The sequence below is a fragment of the Arthrobacter sp. IK3 genome (assembly GCF_051337705.1).
GTDB lineage: Bacteria > Actinomycetota > Actinomycetes > Actinomycetales > Micrococcaceae > Arthrobacter_B > Arthrobacter_B koreensis.
Genome location: NZ_JBPPSW010000004.1, coordinates 292,975 through 310,510, shown reverse-complemented (window position 1 = coordinate 310,510; position 17,536 = coordinate 292,975). Strand labels below are relative to the sequence as shown.

18 protein-coding genes and 1 tRNA gene are annotated in these 17,536 nt (G+C 66.5%); 8 read left to right on the top strand and 11 right to left on the bottom strand.

Features of this window, described 5'->3' with window-relative positions; translation table 11 throughout:
* Positions 1-17: 17 nt before the first annotated feature.
* The 6 genes from glgX to ACSLGO_RS07815 form a co-directional block, all read right to left on the bottom strand.
* Positions 18-2,126 (bottom strand): glycogen debranching protein GlgX, encoded by a 2,109-nt coding sequence (gene glgX / locus ACSLGO_RS07840; protein WP_436400824.1) that lies wholly within the window; start codon positions 2,124-2,126, stop codon positions 18-20.
* Between the two features lie 27 nt (positions 2,127-2,153).
* The gene (gene rlmB, locus ACSLGO_RS07835; protein WP_091608000.1) at positions 2,154-3,140 is read right to left on the bottom strand and encodes a 23S rRNA (guanosine(2251)-2'-O)-methyltransferase RlmB; all 987 of its coding nucleotides are present in this window, start codon (positions 3,138-3,140) and stop codon (positions 2,154-2,156) included.
* Positions 3,141-3,240: 100 nt separating this feature from the next.
* Positions 3,241-4,686 (bottom strand): cysteine--tRNA ligase, encoded by a 1,446-nt coding sequence (cysS, locus tag ACSLGO_RS07830; protein ID WP_387006892.1) that lies wholly within the window; start codon positions 4,684-4,686, stop codon positions 3,241-3,243.
* Between the two features lie 63 nt (positions 4,687-4,749).
* Positions 4,750-5,235 (bottom strand): 2-C-methyl-D-erythritol 2,4-cyclodiphosphate synthase, encoded by a 486-nt coding sequence (gene ispF / locus ACSLGO_RS07825; protein WP_152274979.1) that lies wholly within the window; start codon positions 5,233-5,235, stop codon positions 4,750-4,752.
* 5 nt (positions 5,236-5,240) lie between these two features.
* Positions 5,241-5,999, bottom strand: coding sequence for a 2-C-methyl-D-erythritol 4-phosphate cytidylyltransferase (gene ispD / locus ACSLGO_RS07820; RefSeq protein ID WP_436400821.1), 759 nt, complete (start codon positions 5,997-5,999; stop codon positions 5,241-5,243).
* 111 nt (positions 6,000-6,110) lie between these two features.
* Positions 6,111-6,593, bottom strand: a complete 483-nt coding sequence (locus ACSLGO_RS07815) for a CarD family transcriptional regulator (RefSeq protein ID WP_055240754.1) — start codon at positions 6,591-6,593, stop codon at positions 6,111-6,113.
* Positions 6,594-6,834: 241 nt separating this feature from the next.
* Here ACSLGO_RS07815 and ACSLGO_RS07810 point away from each other — a divergent pair, with 241 nt between their 5' ends.
* A complete protein-coding gene (locus tag ACSLGO_RS07810) occupies positions 6,835-7,374 on the top strand; it encodes a hypothetical protein (protein ID WP_436400819.1) in 540 nt (179 codons plus the stop codon).
* A gap of 67 nt (positions 7,375-7,441) precedes the next feature.
* On the opposite strand, the gene ACSLGO_RS07805 is transcribed toward ACSLGO_RS07810, so the two are convergent.
* Together ACSLGO_RS07805 and ACSLGO_RS07800 are read right to left on the bottom strand one after the other, a co-directional pair.
* Positions 7,442-8,122, bottom strand: a complete 681-nt coding sequence (locus ACSLGO_RS07805; RefSeq protein ID WP_091608014.1) for a response regulator transcription factor — start codon at positions 8,120-8,122, stop codon at positions 7,442-7,444.
* 1 nt (position 8,123) lies between these two features.
* A complete protein-coding gene (locus ACSLGO_RS07800) occupies positions 8,124-9,317 on the bottom strand; it encodes a sensor histidine kinase (RefSeq protein ID WP_436400818.1) in 1,194 nt (397 codons plus the stop codon).
* A 175-nt stretch (positions 9,318-9,492) separates the two neighbouring features.
* Between ACSLGO_RS07800 and phoU the strand changes: the two genes are divergently transcribed.
* Complete coding sequence (gene phoU / locus ACSLGO_RS07795) at positions 9,493-10,155, top strand: phosphate signaling complex protein PhoU (protein WP_091608020.1); 663 nt, start codon at positions 9,493-9,495, stop codon at positions 10,153-10,155.
* Positions 10,156-10,235: 80 nt separating this feature from the next.
* Here phoU and ACSLGO_RS07790 read toward each other — a convergent pair whose 3' ends face one another.
* Entirely contained in the window at positions 10,236-10,991 is a 756-nt protein-coding gene (locus tag ACSLGO_RS07790; RefSeq protein ID WP_091608023.1) for a phosphoglyceromutase, read from the bottom strand.
* Positions 10,992-11,149: 158 nt separating this feature from the next.
* On the opposite strand from ACSLGO_RS07790, the gene ACSLGO_RS07785 reads away from it, so the two are divergent.
* On the top strand, positions 11,150-11,923 hold the full coding sequence (locus ACSLGO_RS07785; protein ID WP_433122854.1) for a class I SAM-dependent methyltransferase: 774 nt from the start codon (positions 11,150-11,152) through the stop codon (positions 11,921-11,923).
* A 12-nt stretch (positions 11,924-11,935) separates the two neighbouring features.
* Here the strand turns inward: ACSLGO_RS07785 and ACSLGO_RS07780 are convergent, their stop codons facing one another.
* Complete coding sequence (locus ACSLGO_RS07780; protein ID WP_091608029.1) at positions 11,936-12,259, bottom strand: DUF2516 family protein; 324 nt, start codon at positions 12,257-12,259, stop codon at positions 11,936-11,938.
* Between the two features lie 9 nt (positions 12,260-12,268).
* Positions 12,269-13,423, bottom strand: a complete 1,155-nt coding sequence (locus ACSLGO_RS07775; RefSeq protein WP_091608032.1) for a trans-sulfuration enzyme family protein — start codon at positions 13,421-13,423, stop codon at positions 12,269-12,271.
* Positions 13,424-13,599: 176 nt separating this feature from the next.
* Between ACSLGO_RS07775 and tmk the strand changes: the two genes are divergently transcribed.
* From tmk to ACSLGO_RS07750, 5 genes are all read left to right on the top strand, one after another.
* On the top strand, positions 13,600-14,235 hold the full coding sequence (gene tmk / locus ACSLGO_RS07770) for a dTMP kinase (RefSeq protein ID WP_436400840.1): 636 nt from the start codon (positions 13,600-13,602) through the stop codon (positions 14,233-14,235).
* Positions 14,232-15,374, top strand: a complete 1,143-nt coding sequence (locus ACSLGO_RS07765; protein ID WP_386887943.1) for a DNA polymerase III subunit delta' — start codon at positions 14,232-14,234, stop codon at positions 15,372-15,374. The genes tmk and ACSLGO_RS07765 overlap by 4 nt, the downstream gene beginning before the upstream one ends.
* Before the next feature lie 50 nt (positions 15,375-15,424).
* Positions 15,425-16,993 (top strand): alpha/beta hydrolase, encoded by a 1,569-nt coding sequence (locus tag ACSLGO_RS07760; protein ID WP_263128239.1) that lies wholly within the window; start codon positions 15,425-15,427, stop codon positions 16,991-16,993.
* A 129-nt stretch (positions 16,994-17,122) separates the two neighbouring features.
* A tRNA-Thr gene (locus ACSLGO_RS07755) sits at positions 17,123-17,198 on the top strand.
* A 176-nt stretch (positions 17,199-17,374) separates the two neighbouring features.
* A complete protein-coding gene (locus tag ACSLGO_RS07750; protein WP_255300598.1) occupies positions 17,375-17,497 on the top strand; it encodes a hypothetical protein in 123 nt (40 codons plus the stop codon).
* Positions 17,498-17,536 lie beyond the last annotated feature (39 nt).

Sequence of the window (17,536 nt, the reverse complement as noted above, 5' to 3'; positions counted from 1 at the left end):
CCGCTGCGGCCACGACTTCAGATGCGGTAGACGCTGACGGAGTTCCCGGCAGCCCGGTCCTTCTCCCCGCAGGCCAGGCGGGCGCCCTTCCGGCGGCCGTCCGGGTCTGCCGTGGAAAACACCAGCTCGTAGAGGTGCCCGCCGTTCGCGGTCACGCCGGCTTCGTCCAGCGTCCGGCGGCCGGGGAGCACAACGTCTTCGGCCTCCAGGCCGCCGTTGATCACCACCAGGCCTGCGCGGTCACCGCGTCCGGACCCGATGAGCAGCTGGAGCACCCGGCAGCCCGGGTCATGCCAGGCAGAATCGGTCATTGGCTCGCCCGCGGCGTCGAACCAGAGCAGGAAGGCATCCCGCGGATCAGCCGGGAACGCGTACGGCTGCAGGGACAGGAATTCCCGGCGCAGGCGCAGCAGCGCTGCCGTGGCGTCAAACATGCGCTGCGCGGCGTCGTCGTGGTCCCAGGACAGCCACGCGGTCTCATTGTCCTGGCAGTAGGCGTTGTTGTTTCCTTGCTGGGTGCGGCCGGTTTCGTCGCCGGCGGTGATCATGGGGATGCCGACGGAGAGCAGCAGGGTGGCCATCAGGTTGCGGGCGGTCTGTTCGCGGTGCCTGCGCACCTGCGGGTCCGGCGTCTCGCCTTCCACGCCGTGGTTCCAGCTGCGGTTGTGGCTTGAACCGTCACGGTTCTCTTCGCCGTTGGCCTCGTTGTGCTTGTGGTTGTACGCAGTGAGATCCGCGAGGGTGAATCCGTCATGAGCGGTCACCAGGTTCACGGAGGACAGCGGCGTGCGGCCGGAGCGGGCGAACAGGTCTGCCGATCCGGCAAGTGCGGTGCCCAGCCGGGCCAGTGAACCCGCCGGCGCCCCTGCCGCGAGGGTTGCCTGGTCCACCAGCCAGAAATCGCGGGCGGTGTCACGGAAGCGGTCATTCCAGTCAGCCCAGCCGGGCGGGAAGTTCCCGGTTTGCCAGCCGTCCGGACCAAGATCCCAGGGCTCGGCAATCAGCTTGATCCCGTGCATTACGGGATCTGCGGCGAGGGCCACCAGCAGCGGGTGCCTGCGGTCGTAGCGGTTGTCGGCGTCCCGGGCCAAGGTGGGTGCCAGGTCGAAACGGAATCCGTCCACGTGGTACTCGCTGACCCAGTAGCGCAGCGAATCGAGAGCCATCTGGATGACGCGGGGTTCGCTGAAGTCCAGGCTGTTGCCGCAGCCGGTGGTGTCAACGTACCGGCCCTCGGCGTCATGCCGGTAGTAGGTCTGTTCGCCCAGGCCGCGCCAGCACAGGGCTGGTTCGTCCTGCGTGCCTTCGGCCGTGTGGTTGTAGACGACGTCGAGAATCACTTCGATCCCGGCAGCGTGCAGGTCCCGAACCATGGTCTTGAACTCGTCCTGCACAGCTTGGGGGCCGGCGGCCTGCGCCGTCGGGGTGGCATAGTCAAGGTGCGGGGCGAAGTAACCCAGGGTGTTGTAGCCCCAGTAGTTGCTCAGTCCCAGGTCCTGGAGGTGGCGTTCGTCAATGTGGAGATGGACCGGCAGCAGTTCCACCGCGGTGATGCCCAGTTCCTTCAGATACCTGATCGTTTCGGGATGGCCCATTCCTGCGTAGGTGCCGCGCAGGTCTTCCGGAAGCGCCGGGTTCAGCTTGGTCATGCCTCGGACGTGCGCTTCGTAAATCACAGAATCGCGCCAGCGGGTGTGCGGCAGCTCGTCGCCGTTCCAGTCGAAACGGTGTGACGTGGCGACGGAGAAGTACAGCGGTTTTCCCCCCACCCGTTCGACTGTGTCGATGCCGCGTCCGTAGGGGTCGAGCAGCAGCTGGAAAGAACCCGGCTCGGCCGGCAGGGCTGTTCCATGGCCCCAGAACCCGTAGCGGATTCCAGGGCGCAGTCCCTCCACCCGGCCGTGGTGCACCCCGGCCGAGCGCCCGTCCAGGAGGGTTGAGCTCCACTGCCCGGGCTGCTCTTCGAACCAGACGTCCACGGCCTCCAGCCCGGGGGCGTAGACGGACACGTTGACGGCGCCCGGAACCTCCGGGACGCCGGCCACGCTGTCGTGGACTCCCAGGGGAAAAGCCCGGGAGACCCGTTCAGAGGGAGTCTGCCTACCTCCGGTTACGACGTGTGCCATGCTGCCTCTTCCGGCGCCCCGCTAGGTTCAGGCGGAACGCTGACGTGAAACTTCGTACAGGGTGATCCCGACTGCCATGGAGGCGTTCAGGGATTCCATGGCCGAGTCGATCGGGATTGAAACGATCTGGTCGCAGTTTTCGCCCACAAGACGGGACAGGCCCTTACCCTCGGAGCCCACCACGATGCAGACGGGTTCCTTGGCCAGTGCCAGGTCCGGAAGCGAAACGTCGCCGTCGCCGTCCAGTCCGAGGACAAAAATGCCCATCTTCTTGAAAGTCTTCAGCGTGTTATTCAGGTTTCCGGCGCGTGCCACGGGAACCCGGACGGCTGCACCGGCGCTGGTCTTCCAGGCCGAGGCCGTGACGCCAACGGAGCGGCGCTCAGGAACGATCACGCCGTGGGCGCTGAACGCGGACGCGGAGCGGATGATCGCGCCGAGGTTGCGGGGGTCGGTGATTCCATCCAGTGCCACGAAGAGCGGGGCATTGGCGATGTGGCCCTTCTTCCAGGCCTGGAGGGTTTCCTCGGCGAGGTCGATCGGATCAGCGTATTCATACGGCGGGATCTGCAGGACCAGGCCCTGGTGGACCGCCTCGTTGGTCATGCGGTCCAGTTCGGGCTTGTGCGTTTCCATAACGGGCAGTCCGCGTTCCGCTGCCATCTTGAGGGATTCGCGGACGCGGTCGTCCATGTCGATGCGCACGGCCACGTGCAGGGCCTTCGCCGGGATCCCGGCACGCAGGGCTTCGACTACCGAATTGCGGCCGGTGACCACTTCTTCGGCGACCTTGCCGCGGGCAGGAGCGTTGCGGCCGCCGGAACGCTGTCCGCCGTGCTTGGCGGCTGAGCGCTCGGCCAGCTGCTTGTTCTTGTATGCCTTGTGGTAGGGCCGGTCTTCAGCCTTGGGGGTGGGTCCCTTGCCTTCGAGGGCTTTGCGCCCGAGGCCGCCGGTGCCCTGGCTGGGGCCCTTTTTGGCTTTGCGAATCGCGCCGGGTCGTCCGTGGTTGGCCATGGGTAATACACCTTAAGTAGAAGAAAGCACTACTTCTAGTCTACGCAGGCCATCCAAACCTGTGTGCGCAGCCCGTGAGGTGTTAGCCCAGGGCTGACCGCTACCGGTGTTCCAGCGACCAAACGGCGCCGTCTGCCGTGTCTTCGACGACCACGCCGGCCGCGGACAGGGCGTCGCGGATGGCGTCCGCACGGGCCCAGTCCTTGGCGGCACGGGCCTGGCTGCGTTCAAGCAGGCGGTCCTGGATCAGGCTGTCCAGCGCTGCGTGCTCCGGTCCGGCGGACGTGCCCGCGGACTGCACCGCGTCCAGCCCCAGGACGGCGGTCATGGCGCGGACCTGGAACAGTGCGGTACGGACTGCATCAAGGTCCGACGCCGCCAGCGCAGTGTTGCCGGCACGTACCGTTTCGTGCAGCACGGCAAGGGCCTGCGGCACATTGAGGTCATCGTCCATGGCAGTACCGAACGCTTGGGGAAGGTCCTGCGGACCGGCGGCCGCGCCGTCGGTCCCCGCCTTGGCCGCAGCCTTCGCGATGAACCCGTCGATGCGTTCCACCGCCGCCGCGGCTTCCTGCAGCGAGGTGGGACGGTAGTCCAGGACGGAGCGGTAGTGCGCCTGTCCCAGGTAGTAGCGCACCACGCGCGGAGACGCTTCGGCGAGCATCTGCGCCGGGCTGATGGTGTTGCCGATGGACTTGGACATCTTCTCGCCCTCGAAGGTGACCATGCCGTTGTGCATCCAGAAGTTGGCGAAGCCGTCACCGGCTGCCTGGGACTGGGCCATCTCGTTCTCATGGTGCGGGAAGCGCAGGTCAAGGCCGCCGCCGTGGATGTCGAAGCGCGGGCCGAGGTACTTGGTGACCATGGCCGAGCATTCAAGGTGCCACCCGGGACGGCCGCGTCCCCACGGGCTGTCCCAGGCGGCGGTCTCCGGATCGGTGTCCTTGTGGCCCTTCCACAGCGCGAAGTCACGCGGATCGCGTTTGCCGCGGGGATCGGCGTCGGGCGCTGCCTGCATGTCGTCGATGTTCTGCCGGGTCAGCGAGCCGTAGGCCGGCCAGGAGCGGACATCGAAGTACACGTCACCGGAGTCGTCCAGGGCGGGGTAGGCGTGCCCGGCGTCGATCAGCCGCTGGATCAGTGCGTGCATTTCGGGAATATGGCCGGTGGCGCGCGGCTCGTAGGTGGGCCGCTGGACACCCAGCGCATCATACGCGCGGGAGAATTCCTGCTCGAAGCGGTAGGCCAGTGCCCACCACTGTTCGTCGGGGACGACGCCGTCGGCGGGCTCCGCGCCTACTGACGCTGCCGCCTTGGCCAGGATCTTGTCATCAATGTCCGTGACGTTGCGGACGGTGGTGACGCGGAAGCCGCGGGCTTGGAGCCAGCGCGTGAGCTGGTCGAACGCGATCGCGGAGCGGATGTGCCCCACATGCGGCAGTCCCTGCACGGTGGCACCGCAGTAGTACAGGCTGACCTGCCCCGGAACGAGGGGCTCAAAGTCCCGGACCTGCGCGCTTGCTGTGTCATAGAATCTCAGGCTCACTGCTCTAGGCTACCGCGTGCCGCCCGCCGGGCCCGCAGGCAGGTTACGGTCCCCGCCGGGCAGTCAGAGCGCTGCCACGACGGCGGTCGCCACGGCCGCGATTCCCTCGCCGCGGCCGGTGAATCCCAGTCCGTCCGTAGTGGTGGCCGAGACGTTGACGGGAGCTCCGGCGGCCTCCGTCAGGATGGCTTCCGCTTCGGCACGGCGGGGGCTGAACTTGGGCCGGTTGCCGATCAGCTGCACCGACACGTTGCCGATCCGGAAGCCTGCTTCCCGGACCAGCCGGGCGGCTTCAGCGAGCAGGACGGTTCCGGGCGCGCCGGCGTACTCCGGGCGGTCGGTGCCGAAGTGGGTGCCGAGGTCTCCGATTCCCGCTGCGGAGAACAGGGCATCGGCGGCGGCATGCGCCACCACGTCGCCGTCGGAATGCCCGGCGAGCCCTCGTTCGCCCTCCCACAGCAAACCGGCGACCCAGAGCGGCCGCGGCGCATCCAGCGGCGCGAAGGCATGGACGTCGGTACCGATGCCGGTGCGGGGCAGTGCTTCCACGGTTCTTAGTCCTCCTGCATGGCGGTGCCGCCGGAAAGGACCGCTTCGGCGAGAAGCAGGTCAAGCGGGGTGGTGATTTTCAGGGACATGTCGGATCCCTCCACAACGTGGACCGGAACGCCGAGGCTTTCCACCAGCATGGCGTCATCCGTGACGGCTGCGGCCTGCTGTTCGTCGAATGCTGCGGCGGCAGCGTGGGCGCGGCGGAGGAGGCTCGCTTCGAATCCCTGCGGTGTCTGCACGGCTCGCAGGGTTGAACGGTCCGGTGTGCCGGTGACCTGCGCCGGGGCCGGGGAGTCTGCACCTGCCAGCTGGACGGACTTTACGGTGTCCACAACCGGGACGGCCGGGATGACCGCCTGGGCTCCGGCAGCCAGGGCGGCAGCGACCCGGTGGAATACCTGGGCGGGCGCAAGCGCCCGGGCGGCGTCATGAACCAGCACCGCGTCAAGGTCCTCGGGGAGGGCGTGGAGCGCGGCGCGGACTGAGTCGGCGCGCGTGGCACCGCCGTCCACTACGTCGATGGGGCAGCTGAGCGGCGTGGCGGCACACAGTGCCCGGAGCGCGGTATCCGCTGCGGGCACGGCTACGGCAATGGCGGAGGCCACCCCGCAGGCATCGACTCCGCGCAGCGCATGTGCCAGGAGCATTTCACCGGCGAGGGGAACCTGGGCCTTGGGCATGCCGTAGCCGAGGCGCTGGCCGGACCCGCCGGCCACCAGGATGACGCCCACGCGGTAGGGGCCGGGAATGGTTTCAGACACGGCTCAAGCCTAGTGCCATGGCACGTGCGGCGCTTGCCGGAAGGGACAAAAGGGGTGTTAAACCAGCGTTGCCGGCCCGCTTGGCAGCGGACCGGCAACGTGAATCAGGAATTAGCTGGAGAGGACTTCGTCCAATACAGCGGCAGCCTGGTCCTCGTCAGTCTTTTCGGCCAGGGCAAGCTCCGAAATGAGGATCTGGCGTGCCTTCGCGAGCATGCGCTTCTCGCCCGCGGAAAGACCGCGGTCGTGGTCGCGGCGCCACAGGTCGCGGACGACCTCTGCAACCTTGACGACGTCGCCCGAAGCGAGTTTCTCCAGATTTGCCTTGTAACGGCGGGACCAGTTAGTGGGTTCTTCGGTCAGTTCAGCACGGAGGACATCGAAAACATGCTCGAGGCCTTCCTTGCCTACGACGTCACGAACCCCAACGAGGTCAACGTTCTCAGCCGGTACTTCAATGGTCAGATCACCCTGTGCCACCTTGAGCTTGAGATACATTTTCTCTTCGCCCTTGATGGTTCGCATCTTGATCTCTTCGATCTTCGCGGCACCGTGGTGAGGGTAAACAACTGTTTCGCCAACCTCAAAAACCATGTGGTCTTTCCCCTTTCCCGAACCCTAGTTTAGCATGGGGACGACACGCCGAGAAGAGTTTTCGCAGGTCAGCGGGCCGAGGCCCAAAACTGAGTACTATTCGGCCTCCAGCCGGTAGCTTGCTGAGTAGTCGGGATCAGCCCCCTGACGTCGCTAAATCCATGTTTTAGGGGGTTTGCCGATAGGCTAGGAGCAAACGTCCCCTCGGTCCTCCGACCGCCACCCTTCAGGAGTTTGTGCTGTGATTTTCACAACCAGGAACCGGACGCGGAACGCTGCCGCCGCCGGTGTTATTGCGCTGTCGCTGCTGGGCGCCACCGGCTGCAGTGCCGTGAACGATCAGGCAACCACCATGCAGTACTCCCCGTCCGACGGCATTGTCCAGGACCTGGGCGACCTGCAGCTGCGTAACATCCTGGTGGTCAGCGACGGCGACGGCGAGCCGGGACGCCTGATGGGCACCGTGGTCAACGACTCCTCCGACCCGATCAACTTCGAGCTTTCCATTGGCGGCTCCGAGCTCTCCTGGAACATCCCCGGCGGCGGCAAGGTTGTCTACGACGACGCCCCGCAGTCCGAGGTACTGGTCGAGGCCGTCAGCGTAGTTCCGGGCACCGGCATCCGTGCCGAAGCCACGGACGGTTCAGAGAGCGCCGAGCTGAACGTGCCCGTCGTCGACGGCCAGGTTCCGTACTACCGCGATTACCTGCCCACCCCGCAGCCCACTCCGGCGAGCAGCGACGAAGCAACCGGTGAGGCAACCGAAACGCCTGCTCCGTAACAGCACCCAGCTACGTAAAAAGGGTCCGTCCGGTTCTCCCGGGCGGACCCTTTTTTCGCTGCGGGGGTCAGGCCTCGAACTTGTACCCCAGCCCGCGCACGGTCACCAGGTGCTGCGGGGCCGAGGGATCCGGCTCGATCTTGGCCCGGAGGCGTTTGACGTGGACATCCAGGGTTTTGGTGTCCCCTACATAGTCCGCTCCCCAGACCCGCTCGATCAGCTGGCCCCGGGTCATCACGCGCCCGGAGTTCCGCAGCAGCATTTCAAGCAGCTCGAACTCCTTCAGCGGCAGGGTCACCGGCGTCCCGTCAACGCTGACCACATGCCGGTCCACGTCCATCCGGACCGGTCCGGCCTGCACCGTCGAGCCGCTGAGGTCTCCGGAGTCGCTGCGGCGGCGCAGGACCGCACGCACCCGGGCCAGGAGCTCGCGGGATGAGTAGGGTTTGGTCACGTAGTCGTCGGCGCCAAGCTCCAGCCCCACCACCTTGTCAATCTCGGCGTCGCGGGCCGTCAGCATGATGACGGGCACATCCGACCGCTGGCGCAGCTGCCGGCATACCTCCGTGCCGGACTGGCCGGGCAGCATCAGGTCCAGGAGCACCAGGTCCGCTCCGGAACGGTCGAACTCCGCAACGGCGTCAAGGCCGTTGTCCACCACTGCGACGTCGAACCCCTCCCGTTCCAGGAGGTAGGACAAAGGGTCGCTGAAGGACTCTTCGTCCTCCACAATCAGGATCCTGCTCAACTTACTCCTTGCCGGCCGGCGCGGATGCGCCGTCTATCCGCGGCGGGCTGTCCGCCGTGTCCTCGTTATCCGCCGCTTCCATCTCCGGAAGCCGCACGGTGAAAGTCGACCCCTGTCCCGGCTGGGACCACAGGCCCACCTCGCCGCCGTGGTTCGAAACCACGTGCTTGACGATGCTCAGGCCCAGGCCGGTGCCGCCAGTGTTGCGGGAACGGGCGGCATCGATGCGGTAGAAGCGCTCGAAGACCCGTTCCTGGTCTTCGGCGGCGATACCGGGGCCGCGGTCCGTGACCGTCACCTGGGCCAGGCCGTCACGGGACCGGATGCCCACGCCCACCTGGCTGCCCTCCGGCGAATACCGGATCGCGTTGTCGATCAGGTTCCGGAAGGCGGTGGTCAGCATGGGACCGTCGGCGTAGACCGGGTTCTCGGCGGAGCCGCCCACTACCACGGTGATGTTCCGCCGTTCCGCCGGCAGCCGGTTGGCTTCGACGGCGTCGTGCACCAGTTCCGTGATGTCCACCGGCTCGGCGTGGTCCACCATGTCGGTGCCCTGGAGCCTTGAAAGTTCAATGATGTCCTGTACCAAAGCGGAGAGCCGCACCGTTTCCTTGTGCATCCGCTTCGCAAACCGGCGCACGGCTTCCTCGTCCGCAGCGGCGTCGTCGATTGCCTCCGCCAGCAGGGAAATGGCGCCCACCGGCGTCTTGAGTTCATGGGAGACGTTGGCAACGAAGTCATTGCGCATTTCCTCGGTGCGGGTCGCTTCCGTGCGGTCATCGGCGAGAATCAGGATGTACTCCTCGGCGATCGGGGCGATCCGCAGCTGCAGGATCAGGCTCCCCTGGCCCAGCGGGCCGCGGTTGAGTTCGACGTTGCGGTCTTCGATAACCCCGTCCCGGCGCACCCTGGCGGTAAGCTCCAGCACCTCTTCCTGCATCAGCGTGTGCCCCCGCACCAGGCCAAAGGCATAGGCGCCGGGGCTGGCCCGGACCACGCCGTCGATCCCGTCCACCACAATGTAGGCACGGCCCAGAACGCCCAGGATTTCCGCCGCGCCCTCGGACAGGGCGGGCTCGTCCACTTCGGCCAGGTCACGGCGGTGCCGCTGGCTGGAGATATAGGCGACGACGCCGAACACACCCACGGCTAGGCCGAGGATGCCTGAGAGCAGGCCCAGCAGTACAGGATTCACAGTCCTAGCTTAGGCTGACGTATTTGTGCCGGCGGGCACTCCGGTGGCATTCGCCCAACCGTTAAACTAACGTTCACTTCAAGAGGGCCGACCGTTAACCAGACGCTGGCAGCATAAATACAGCCGCAAAGCTGGTTTCGCGGCCCTGTAAGAGTTGATCGAAAGGACGCATTAAGTGCGCAAGGTTTTCCAGGCCGAGCTTCACCAGATCGGTGAGGAGCTGACCCAGATTTCACAGCTCGTCACCGAGGCGATGAAGAAGGCCACGCAGGCGTTCGAGACGGCCGACACTGAGCTGGCACAGGATGTCATCGCCGCTGATGCCCGCATTGACTTCCTCCAGAACGACCTCGACGAGCGGGCCATCGACGTTCTCGCCCTGCAGGGGCCGGTGGCGAGCGACCTGCGGATGATTGTTGGATCCCTCCGGATGAGCGCCTCCCTGGAGCGCATGGGTGACCTGGCTCGCCACATCGCGCAGTTGGCCCGCCTGCGTTACCCGGCCAACGTTGTGCCGGAGAACATGGTGGAGACGTTCAAGGAAATGGCGCGCCTGGACATCGCCATCTCCGAGCTGCTCACCGAACTGCTCGAGACCCGCAACCTCGAGCTGAGCAAGGACATTTACGCGCACAACACGCGCATCAACGAACTGCACGCCAGCGTGTTCAAGGCCGTGGCTTCCGCGGACTGGAACAACTCCCCCGTGACCACGGTGGACCTGACCCTGGCCAGCCGGTACTTCGAGCGCTTCGCGGACCACGGCGTGTCCGTGACCCGCAAGGTCAACTATCTGGTGACCGGCGAATGGCAGCCGATTTCCGAGAGTTCCCTCTAACTCTCTCCCCATCGAGATGACAGAAACTGCCCGTATGAGCGTTCATACGGGCAGTTTCTGTCATCTCGATGGGGTGCGGGCTACTGCTTCTGCTTGCCCTGGTTGGCGACGGCCTGGATGGACGCGGCTGCGGCTTCCGGATCCAGGTAGGTGCCGCCGGCCTTGACCGGCTTGAGGTCTTCGTCGAGTTCGTAGACCAGCGGGATGCCGGTGGGGATGTTCACTGCGGCGATGTCGGCGTCGGAAATCCCGTCCAGGTGCTTGACCAGTGCACGCAGCGAGTTGCCGTGGGCAGCGATCATCACGGTCTTGCCGGACTTGATGTCCTGGGAAATTTCGTTCTCCCAGTACGGCAGGAAGCGTTCCAGGACGTCCTTCAGGCACTCAGTGCGGGGCAGTTCGTCATCGCCCAGGTCCGCGTACCGGGCGTCATGCGCCTGGGAAAACTCGCTGTCGTCCGGCAGGGGCGGCGGCGGGGTGTCATATGAACGGCGCCAGAGCATGAACTGCTCTTCACCGTACTCGGCCAGGGTCTGGGCCTTGTCCTTGCCCTGCAGTGCGCCGTAATGGCGTTCGTTCAGGCGCCAGCTGCGCTTGACGTCGATCCAGATGCGGTCGGCTTCGCCCAGGGCCAGGTTGGCCGTGTTGATGGCCCGCTGCAGCCTCGAGGTGTAGAGGATGTCGGGAAGGACTTCGTTCTCCACCAGCAGCTCTCCGGCACGCAGTGCCTCGGCCCGGCCCAGGTCCGTGAGATCCACATCCACCCAGCCGGTGAAGAGGTTCTTTTCATTCCATTCACTCTGCCCGTGGCGCAGAAGGATCACTTTGTAGGTCATAAAAGCATCGTAGCCGCAGAGCAAGGGCACATGGCAGGGCGGTGCGTAAACAACGGGCGGAGAACGCTTCTTTCACTGCGGGCCGGCCGTGGTCAGGAGCACCGGGCTCCGGCCGGTAACCTTGTTTGGTGAAAATCCCCTCAAAACCCGTAGGAAATGTGACCCGGGGCACTACAAACCCCAACAGGCTCCGACGGGTTGACCGATGGCTTTCCGGTCCCGAGGGGTGGCGCCTGCGCAGGGCGGAGGACCCGTTGGTGATTGACCTGGGCTACGGCGCAGCACCGGTCACCGCCGTGGAGCTGCACTCAAGGATCAGCGGGGTGCGGGCAGACGTCAGCGTGGTGGGCATCGAAATCGACCCGGAGCGGGTGCGGGCTGCCAAACCGCTGGAACGCCAGGGGCTCAGCTTCCGGCAGGGCGGGTTCGAGCTGCCGCTGGGCGGTAGGCGTCCGGTGATGGTGCGGGCCTTCAACGTCCTGCGGCAGTACGGGGAGGACGAGTACGCCGCCCACTGGGACATGGTTTGCAGCCGGCTCGCGGACGGCGGGATCTTCATCGACGGGACGTGTGACGAAATTGGCCGCCGCTCCACGTGGGTGGTCCTGGAGCCCCACGGGCCGGTGTCCCTGAGCATCTCGCTGCGTTTCGGCGCCTTTGACCTGCCGTCCGACGTCGCGGAGCGGCTTCCCAAGGCACTGATCCACCGGAACGTTCCCGGGGAGCGCGTGCACGCGTTCCTTCAGGCGATGGACAAGGCCTGGACGGCCGCCGCACCAATGGCCTCCTACGGTAACCGGCAGCGCTGGATCACGATGTGCCGCACGCTGCGCAGTGAAGGCTGGCCGCTGCTAACCGGGCCTGCGCGGTGGCGCCTGGGAGAAATCACCGTCGCCTGGGACGCCGTGGCACCGTCACGTGCCGGGGACTAGGAGCGCGGTGCGCTACCAGGAACCGTAGGCTCCGCCGCGTCCCTTGGACTCGTTAAGCGCCGGACGCACGTCTGCCAGGTAGACGGAGGCGGCTACGACGGCGGCCAGTTCAAAGAGGAGCAGCGCCAGCGGGCCGAAGAGCAGCAGGGACAGCAGGCCGACGGCGGCAGCACCGCCGGTCAGGCCCAGCCAGAATCCCTTGGTGCGCTTGTAGGCACGTTCGAACTCCGCGGGCTTGCGCCGGGCGCAGTCGGCAAACGCCCACAGCTCAATGCCCAGCGCCACGATACCCAGCGCCAGGTAGATAAGGTCCCGCAACAATTCAACAAGTGCCACGGGACCACCCTACCGTGGAAGCGCCTGGTCGAGGTCCTTCCAGAGGTCCTCGACGTTTTCGATTCCGACCGAGAGCCGCAGCAGGTTCTCCGGAACCGAAACCGGCTCCGAGGGCTGGCGCCGGCGCCGCTCGATCAGCGATTCAACCCCGCCCAGCGACGTGGCCGGCAGCCAGAGTCCAACCTTCTCCGTGACGGCGTCAGCGGCCTCGGCTCCGCCGGCCACCTCAATGCAGACAATCGAGCCGAAACCGTCCATCTGCGCAGCGGCGCGGGCATGGCCCGGGTCCTGCGGCAGTCCGGGATAGCGGACCGCTTCCACACCGGGGTGGGATGCCAGCCGGGCGGCGAGGTCCATTGCCGATTCCATCGACCGCTGCACCCGCAGGGCCAGCGTGCGCAGCCCGCGCAGGGCCAGCCACACCTCGAACGGACCGCCAACGGCTCCGTGCAGGGACCGGTAGGTGAGCAGCCGGGCACGCAGCTCCGGGTCTGAGGTCACGGTGGCCCCGAGGATGACGTCCGAGTGCCCCGAAAGGTACTTCGTCACCGAATGGACTACGACGTCGGCTCCGAGCTCCAGCGGGCGCGTCACCAGGGGCGTGGAAAACGTGTTGTCCACGACCACCAGGGCCCCGGCCTGGTGCGCGGCGTCCGCCAGGACGGCGAGTTCGGCTACCTCGAGCATGGGGTTGGTGGGGCTTTCCAGCCAGAGCATGGCAGCGCCGTCGAGCGCCGCGATGACTTCCGCGGTGTCCGCAATGTCCACGGTACGCACATTGATACGGCCGTCGCGGGCGTCTCCGGCAGCGAGCAGGAGCGAACCCTGGTAACTGTGCCGGGGCATCACCAGCGTGCCTCCGGCCGGGATGAGGGACATGGCGGCTATGACGGCCGCGAGACCGGAGGAGAAGACCAGTGCCGGCAGCTCGGCGCTTTCGAGCGCGCCGAGGGCTTCTTCGAACGGGTCCCAGGTGGGGTTGGAGTAGCGGCCGTAAACCCGGTCCCCGTCCCTGGTCTCCCGGGTTCCCAGAAAGGTTGAGGTCAGGACGATCGGCGGGTTGACGGCGGAATCCGCGGCGCGTTCGGGCCGCCCGGCGGAGACCACGGTGGTTTCCACCGATAGCTGTCCTGCGGCGTGCCCGTGTCCGGTTGCTGTGCTCATGGGTTTCAGCCTAGACCGCGGGCCATGCCTGAGCTCTCCACGCGGGGGCACGGCTGTCATGTTCCTTCACCAATCCGTCACACCCGCAGACGGGAACCGCCCGATGCCCGCCACAGCGGGCCAGCCGAACGCCGCAGCAGTTTCCCAGCATGACTGGGTAGTCTAGGCGGGTGAGTATTTCTGAACCCCGCACCGGACTTTTCATCGCTTTCGAGGGCGGCGACGGCGCGGGCAAGTCGACCCAGGCGGCTCTGCTCACCCAAGCCCTGCAGGACGCCGGACGCACTGTTGTCCGCACCCGCGAACCGGGCGGCACACCCGTCGGTGAGAAGCTGCGCTCACTGGTCCTTGAACACGGCCACGGCCAGATCGATGCGCGCACCGAGGCCCTGATCTTCGCGGCATCCCGTGCGGCCCACGTTGAACAGGTGATCCACCCGGCCCTGGACCGCGGCGACGTCGTTGTCTGTGACCGCTACATCGATTCCTCTGTTGCCTACCAGGGAGCTGGACGGAACCTCGGCACGGATGAGGTCCGCTCCGTCAACGAGTGGGCCACCGGCGGCCTGGTACCGGACCTCACCGTCCTGCTGGACGTTGATCCGGAAGCCGGCCGCAGCCGCCGCACCGCAGCGGACGGAGCCGAGGACCGGCTCGAATCTGAACCCGACAGCTTCCACGGCAGCATCCGCTCCGCATTCCTTGCCCTGGCCGAGGACTCCCCCCGCCGCTATCTGGTCCTGGACGCCGCTGCACCCGTGCCGGAGCTGGCGCAGACGGTCCTCGCCCGGGTGGAGGAGCTGCTCCCATGAGTGTCTGGGAAGACCTCCAGGGCCAGGCGCCGGTAGTCGGGCAGCTGCGCCGCGCCGCCGCACAGGAGCGTCCCACGCATGCCTGGCTGTTCACCGGCCCGCCCGGTTCCGGCCGGTCCAATGCTGCCCGCGCCTTCGCCGCCGCACTGCTGTGCGAAGTACCCGATCCGGACCTGCGCGGCTGCGGCGTATGCCATTCCTGCCGAACCGCAATGTCCGGTTCGCACGCCGATGTGTCCTCGGTGACCACGGAGAAGGTCACCATCAGCATTGAAGAAGCGCGCGAGCTGGTCAAGAAAGCGCAGGACAAGCCTTCCACCGGCCGCTGGCGGGTCCTGATTGTGGAAGACGCGGACCGTATGCAGGAACGCAGCACCAATGTGCTTCTCAAGGCGATTGAGGAACCGCCGCCGCGCACCATCTGGCTGCTGTGCGCCCCGAGCCCGGGCGATGTGCTGGTAACCATCCGCTCCCGGTGCCGGCCGGTGGGCCTCCGGTTGCCTCCGGTGCAGGACGTCGCCGAACTGCTGGTGCGCCGGGACGGAATCGATCCGGAGGTAGCCGCTGACGCTGCCCGCTCCGCGCAGAGCCATGTGGGGGTCGCCAAGCGGCTGGCCACCGATGAAGGAGCGCGGCAGCGGCGGGAAAAGATCGTTCGACTGCCGTTGTCCCTGCGAAGTGTTTCCGGGGCCATGAAGGCCGCGGCTGACTTGGTGGCGCTGGCCGAGGCGGAAGCCGCCAGCTCCTTTGAGGCACGCGACGCCGAGGAGAAGGCCGCCCTGCTGGCTTCCCTGGGCGCTCCCGAATCCGGAACCCTGCCGCCGTCGATGCGCAGCCAGGTCAAACGCCTTGAAGAAGACCAGCTGCGCCGGGCCAAGCGCTCCAAGAACGACTACTTTGACCGCGCCCTGACCGATCTCCTCTCTTTCTACCGTGACGCGCTGGTGCTCGCGCTGGACTCCGGCACGGACCTGGTGAATGAATCCCTGCGCGCCGAGCTGGAGGCCTTTGCCGGCCGCACCACGCCGGAGGCCATCCTGTCCCGCATGGAGGAAATCAACGAGGTGCGACGGCGTCTGGTCACCACCAACGTCGCCCCGCTGCTCGCCATCGAGGCAATGGCTGTCAGCCTTCTGTGAAGCCCGCGAACCACACCCCACTCGACGCACCCGGACCAGGAGCCGCCGCAATGACCCTTGAACGACGCCGATCCCGGGCCGGGAGCCGTTCCGTGCGCCGTGCCTGTGCAGCGGCGGCCGCCGCACTGATGGTCGCCGGCCTGGTTGCGTGCACGCCCGGGAAAACCGATGCTCCATCCAAGGGGACGCAGAGCGCCGCACCGGAAGTGATCGGCGACGTACCCGGGAATTTGAGGGAGTTCTACGAGCAGGAAGTCGTCTGGGAATCCTGCGAGGGAGATTTCCTCTGCGCCACCATTGACGTTCCGCTGGATTATGACGATCCGGGAAAACGCAGCATCGAGCTGAGCGTGATCCTGTCCGAGGCCGGGGGTTCTCCGGAGGGAACTGTCCTGGTGAACCCCGGCGGCCCGGGCGGTTCGGGTTACGCCACCGTGCGGGACTCCCTGCAGGGAGTGACAACTGACCGGCTGCGCGGCGAATACAACATCCTGGGCTTCGATCCCCGCGGCGTCGGCCGCTCCACCCCGGTGGACTGCCTCAGTGATGAGGAAGTTGACCAGGCACGGACGCAGGTCCTTGACCCGTCGACCGAAGCCGGACTGGAGGAAGCCAGGGCGAGTGCCGCCGAGTATGCCAGCGCCTGTGCCGAGTCGTCCGGGGAGCTGCTTGGCTTTGTGGACACCGAAAGCGCGGCCCGGGACCTGGATATCCTGCGCGCCGTTGCAGGGGACCGGAAACTGAATTACCTCGGCTTCTCCTACGGCACTTTCCTGGGAGCCACGTACGCCGAGCTGTTCCCGGAGAAGGTTGGCCGCATGGTGCTGGACGGAGGGCTCGATCCGGCTGCCAGCAACGAGGAGGTCACCCTAGGCCAGGCCCGCGCGTTCGAGAAGGCGATCCGCGCCTACGTCCAGGACTGCCAAAGCTCCTCCAACTGTCCGCTGAAGGGCTCGGTGGATGATGGTATCCAGACGATCCGTGACCTCATCGCGTCCGTCGAGAGCAGCCCCCTCACGGCCGCGGACGGCCGGCTGGTCACCGCCTCCGTGTTCATCAGCGGGTTCATCCTGCCGCTCTACAACGACGCCAACTGGCCCGCGCTCACCCAGGCGCTGAGTTCAGCGCTCCGCGGCGACCCCACGACCATGCTGATGCTGGCGGACCTGGGCGCGGAACGGAACGAGGACGGAAGCTACGAGTCCAACTCCTATGAGGTCTTCAGCGCAGTGAACTGCCTGGACTATCCCATGGAAACGGATCCCGTACAGATGGCAGCCGACGCCGCAGAGCTCGAGGAGGCCTCCCCCACCCTGGGCCGCTTCCTCGCCTACGGCGGCGTGACGTGTGAATCGTGGCCCTACGAACCGGTTAGCGAGCCCCGCCCGTTCGCCGCCGAGGGCGCAGATCCGATTGTGGTGGTGGGCACCACCGGTGACCCCGCCACTCCGTACGAATGGTCCCAGGCCCTGGCCCGCCAGCTGGATTCCGCTGTTCTGGTGACCTGGGAAGCCGAAGGCCACACCGCGTACGGCCGCGGGAACCAGTGCATCGCGGACGCCGTGGACGACTACTTTATCGACGGAACCGTGCCCGAGGACGGCCTCGTCTGCTCCTAAAGAACCGCCGGCAGTGCGGGGCGCAGGTCCGGCAACGCCGGGTACGGGCCCGCGCTTTTGACCGCGCTGCCCGCGCCGTATAAAGTAATTCCTTGTGGATTCTGGCCGTTGACCGGTTGGAGGAAGCCCGCCTCCTTAGCTCAGTTGGTAGAGCGTCTCACTCGTAATGAGAAGGTCGCCAGTTCGATTCTGGCAGGAGGCTCCACTTTCGAAGCCCCCGGAACCAGCAGCGGTTCCGGGGGCTTCTCTGCAGTTTCAGCTATTCACTTCCCGGGGGCCGTCATCACCTTCTTTCGCAAAGCGCTCCGGACGCATTCCCGCACCGCCCAGGCAGCCGGCTACTTCCTGCACATTTTCTTCGGTGTCTGCATCCTGACCTTCGTGAAGGACCCGGTAGCGGGCATCATCGCCGTCATGCCAATTGTTTTCGGCCTGATTGGCCTGATCCGCATGCTCAGGCGCGCCCTCACCGACCGCCGGAACAGCGTGCAAAGCGGCCGCTGACCGGCCTGCTGCCCCGCCCAGTCCGGGTTCGCGGTCTGG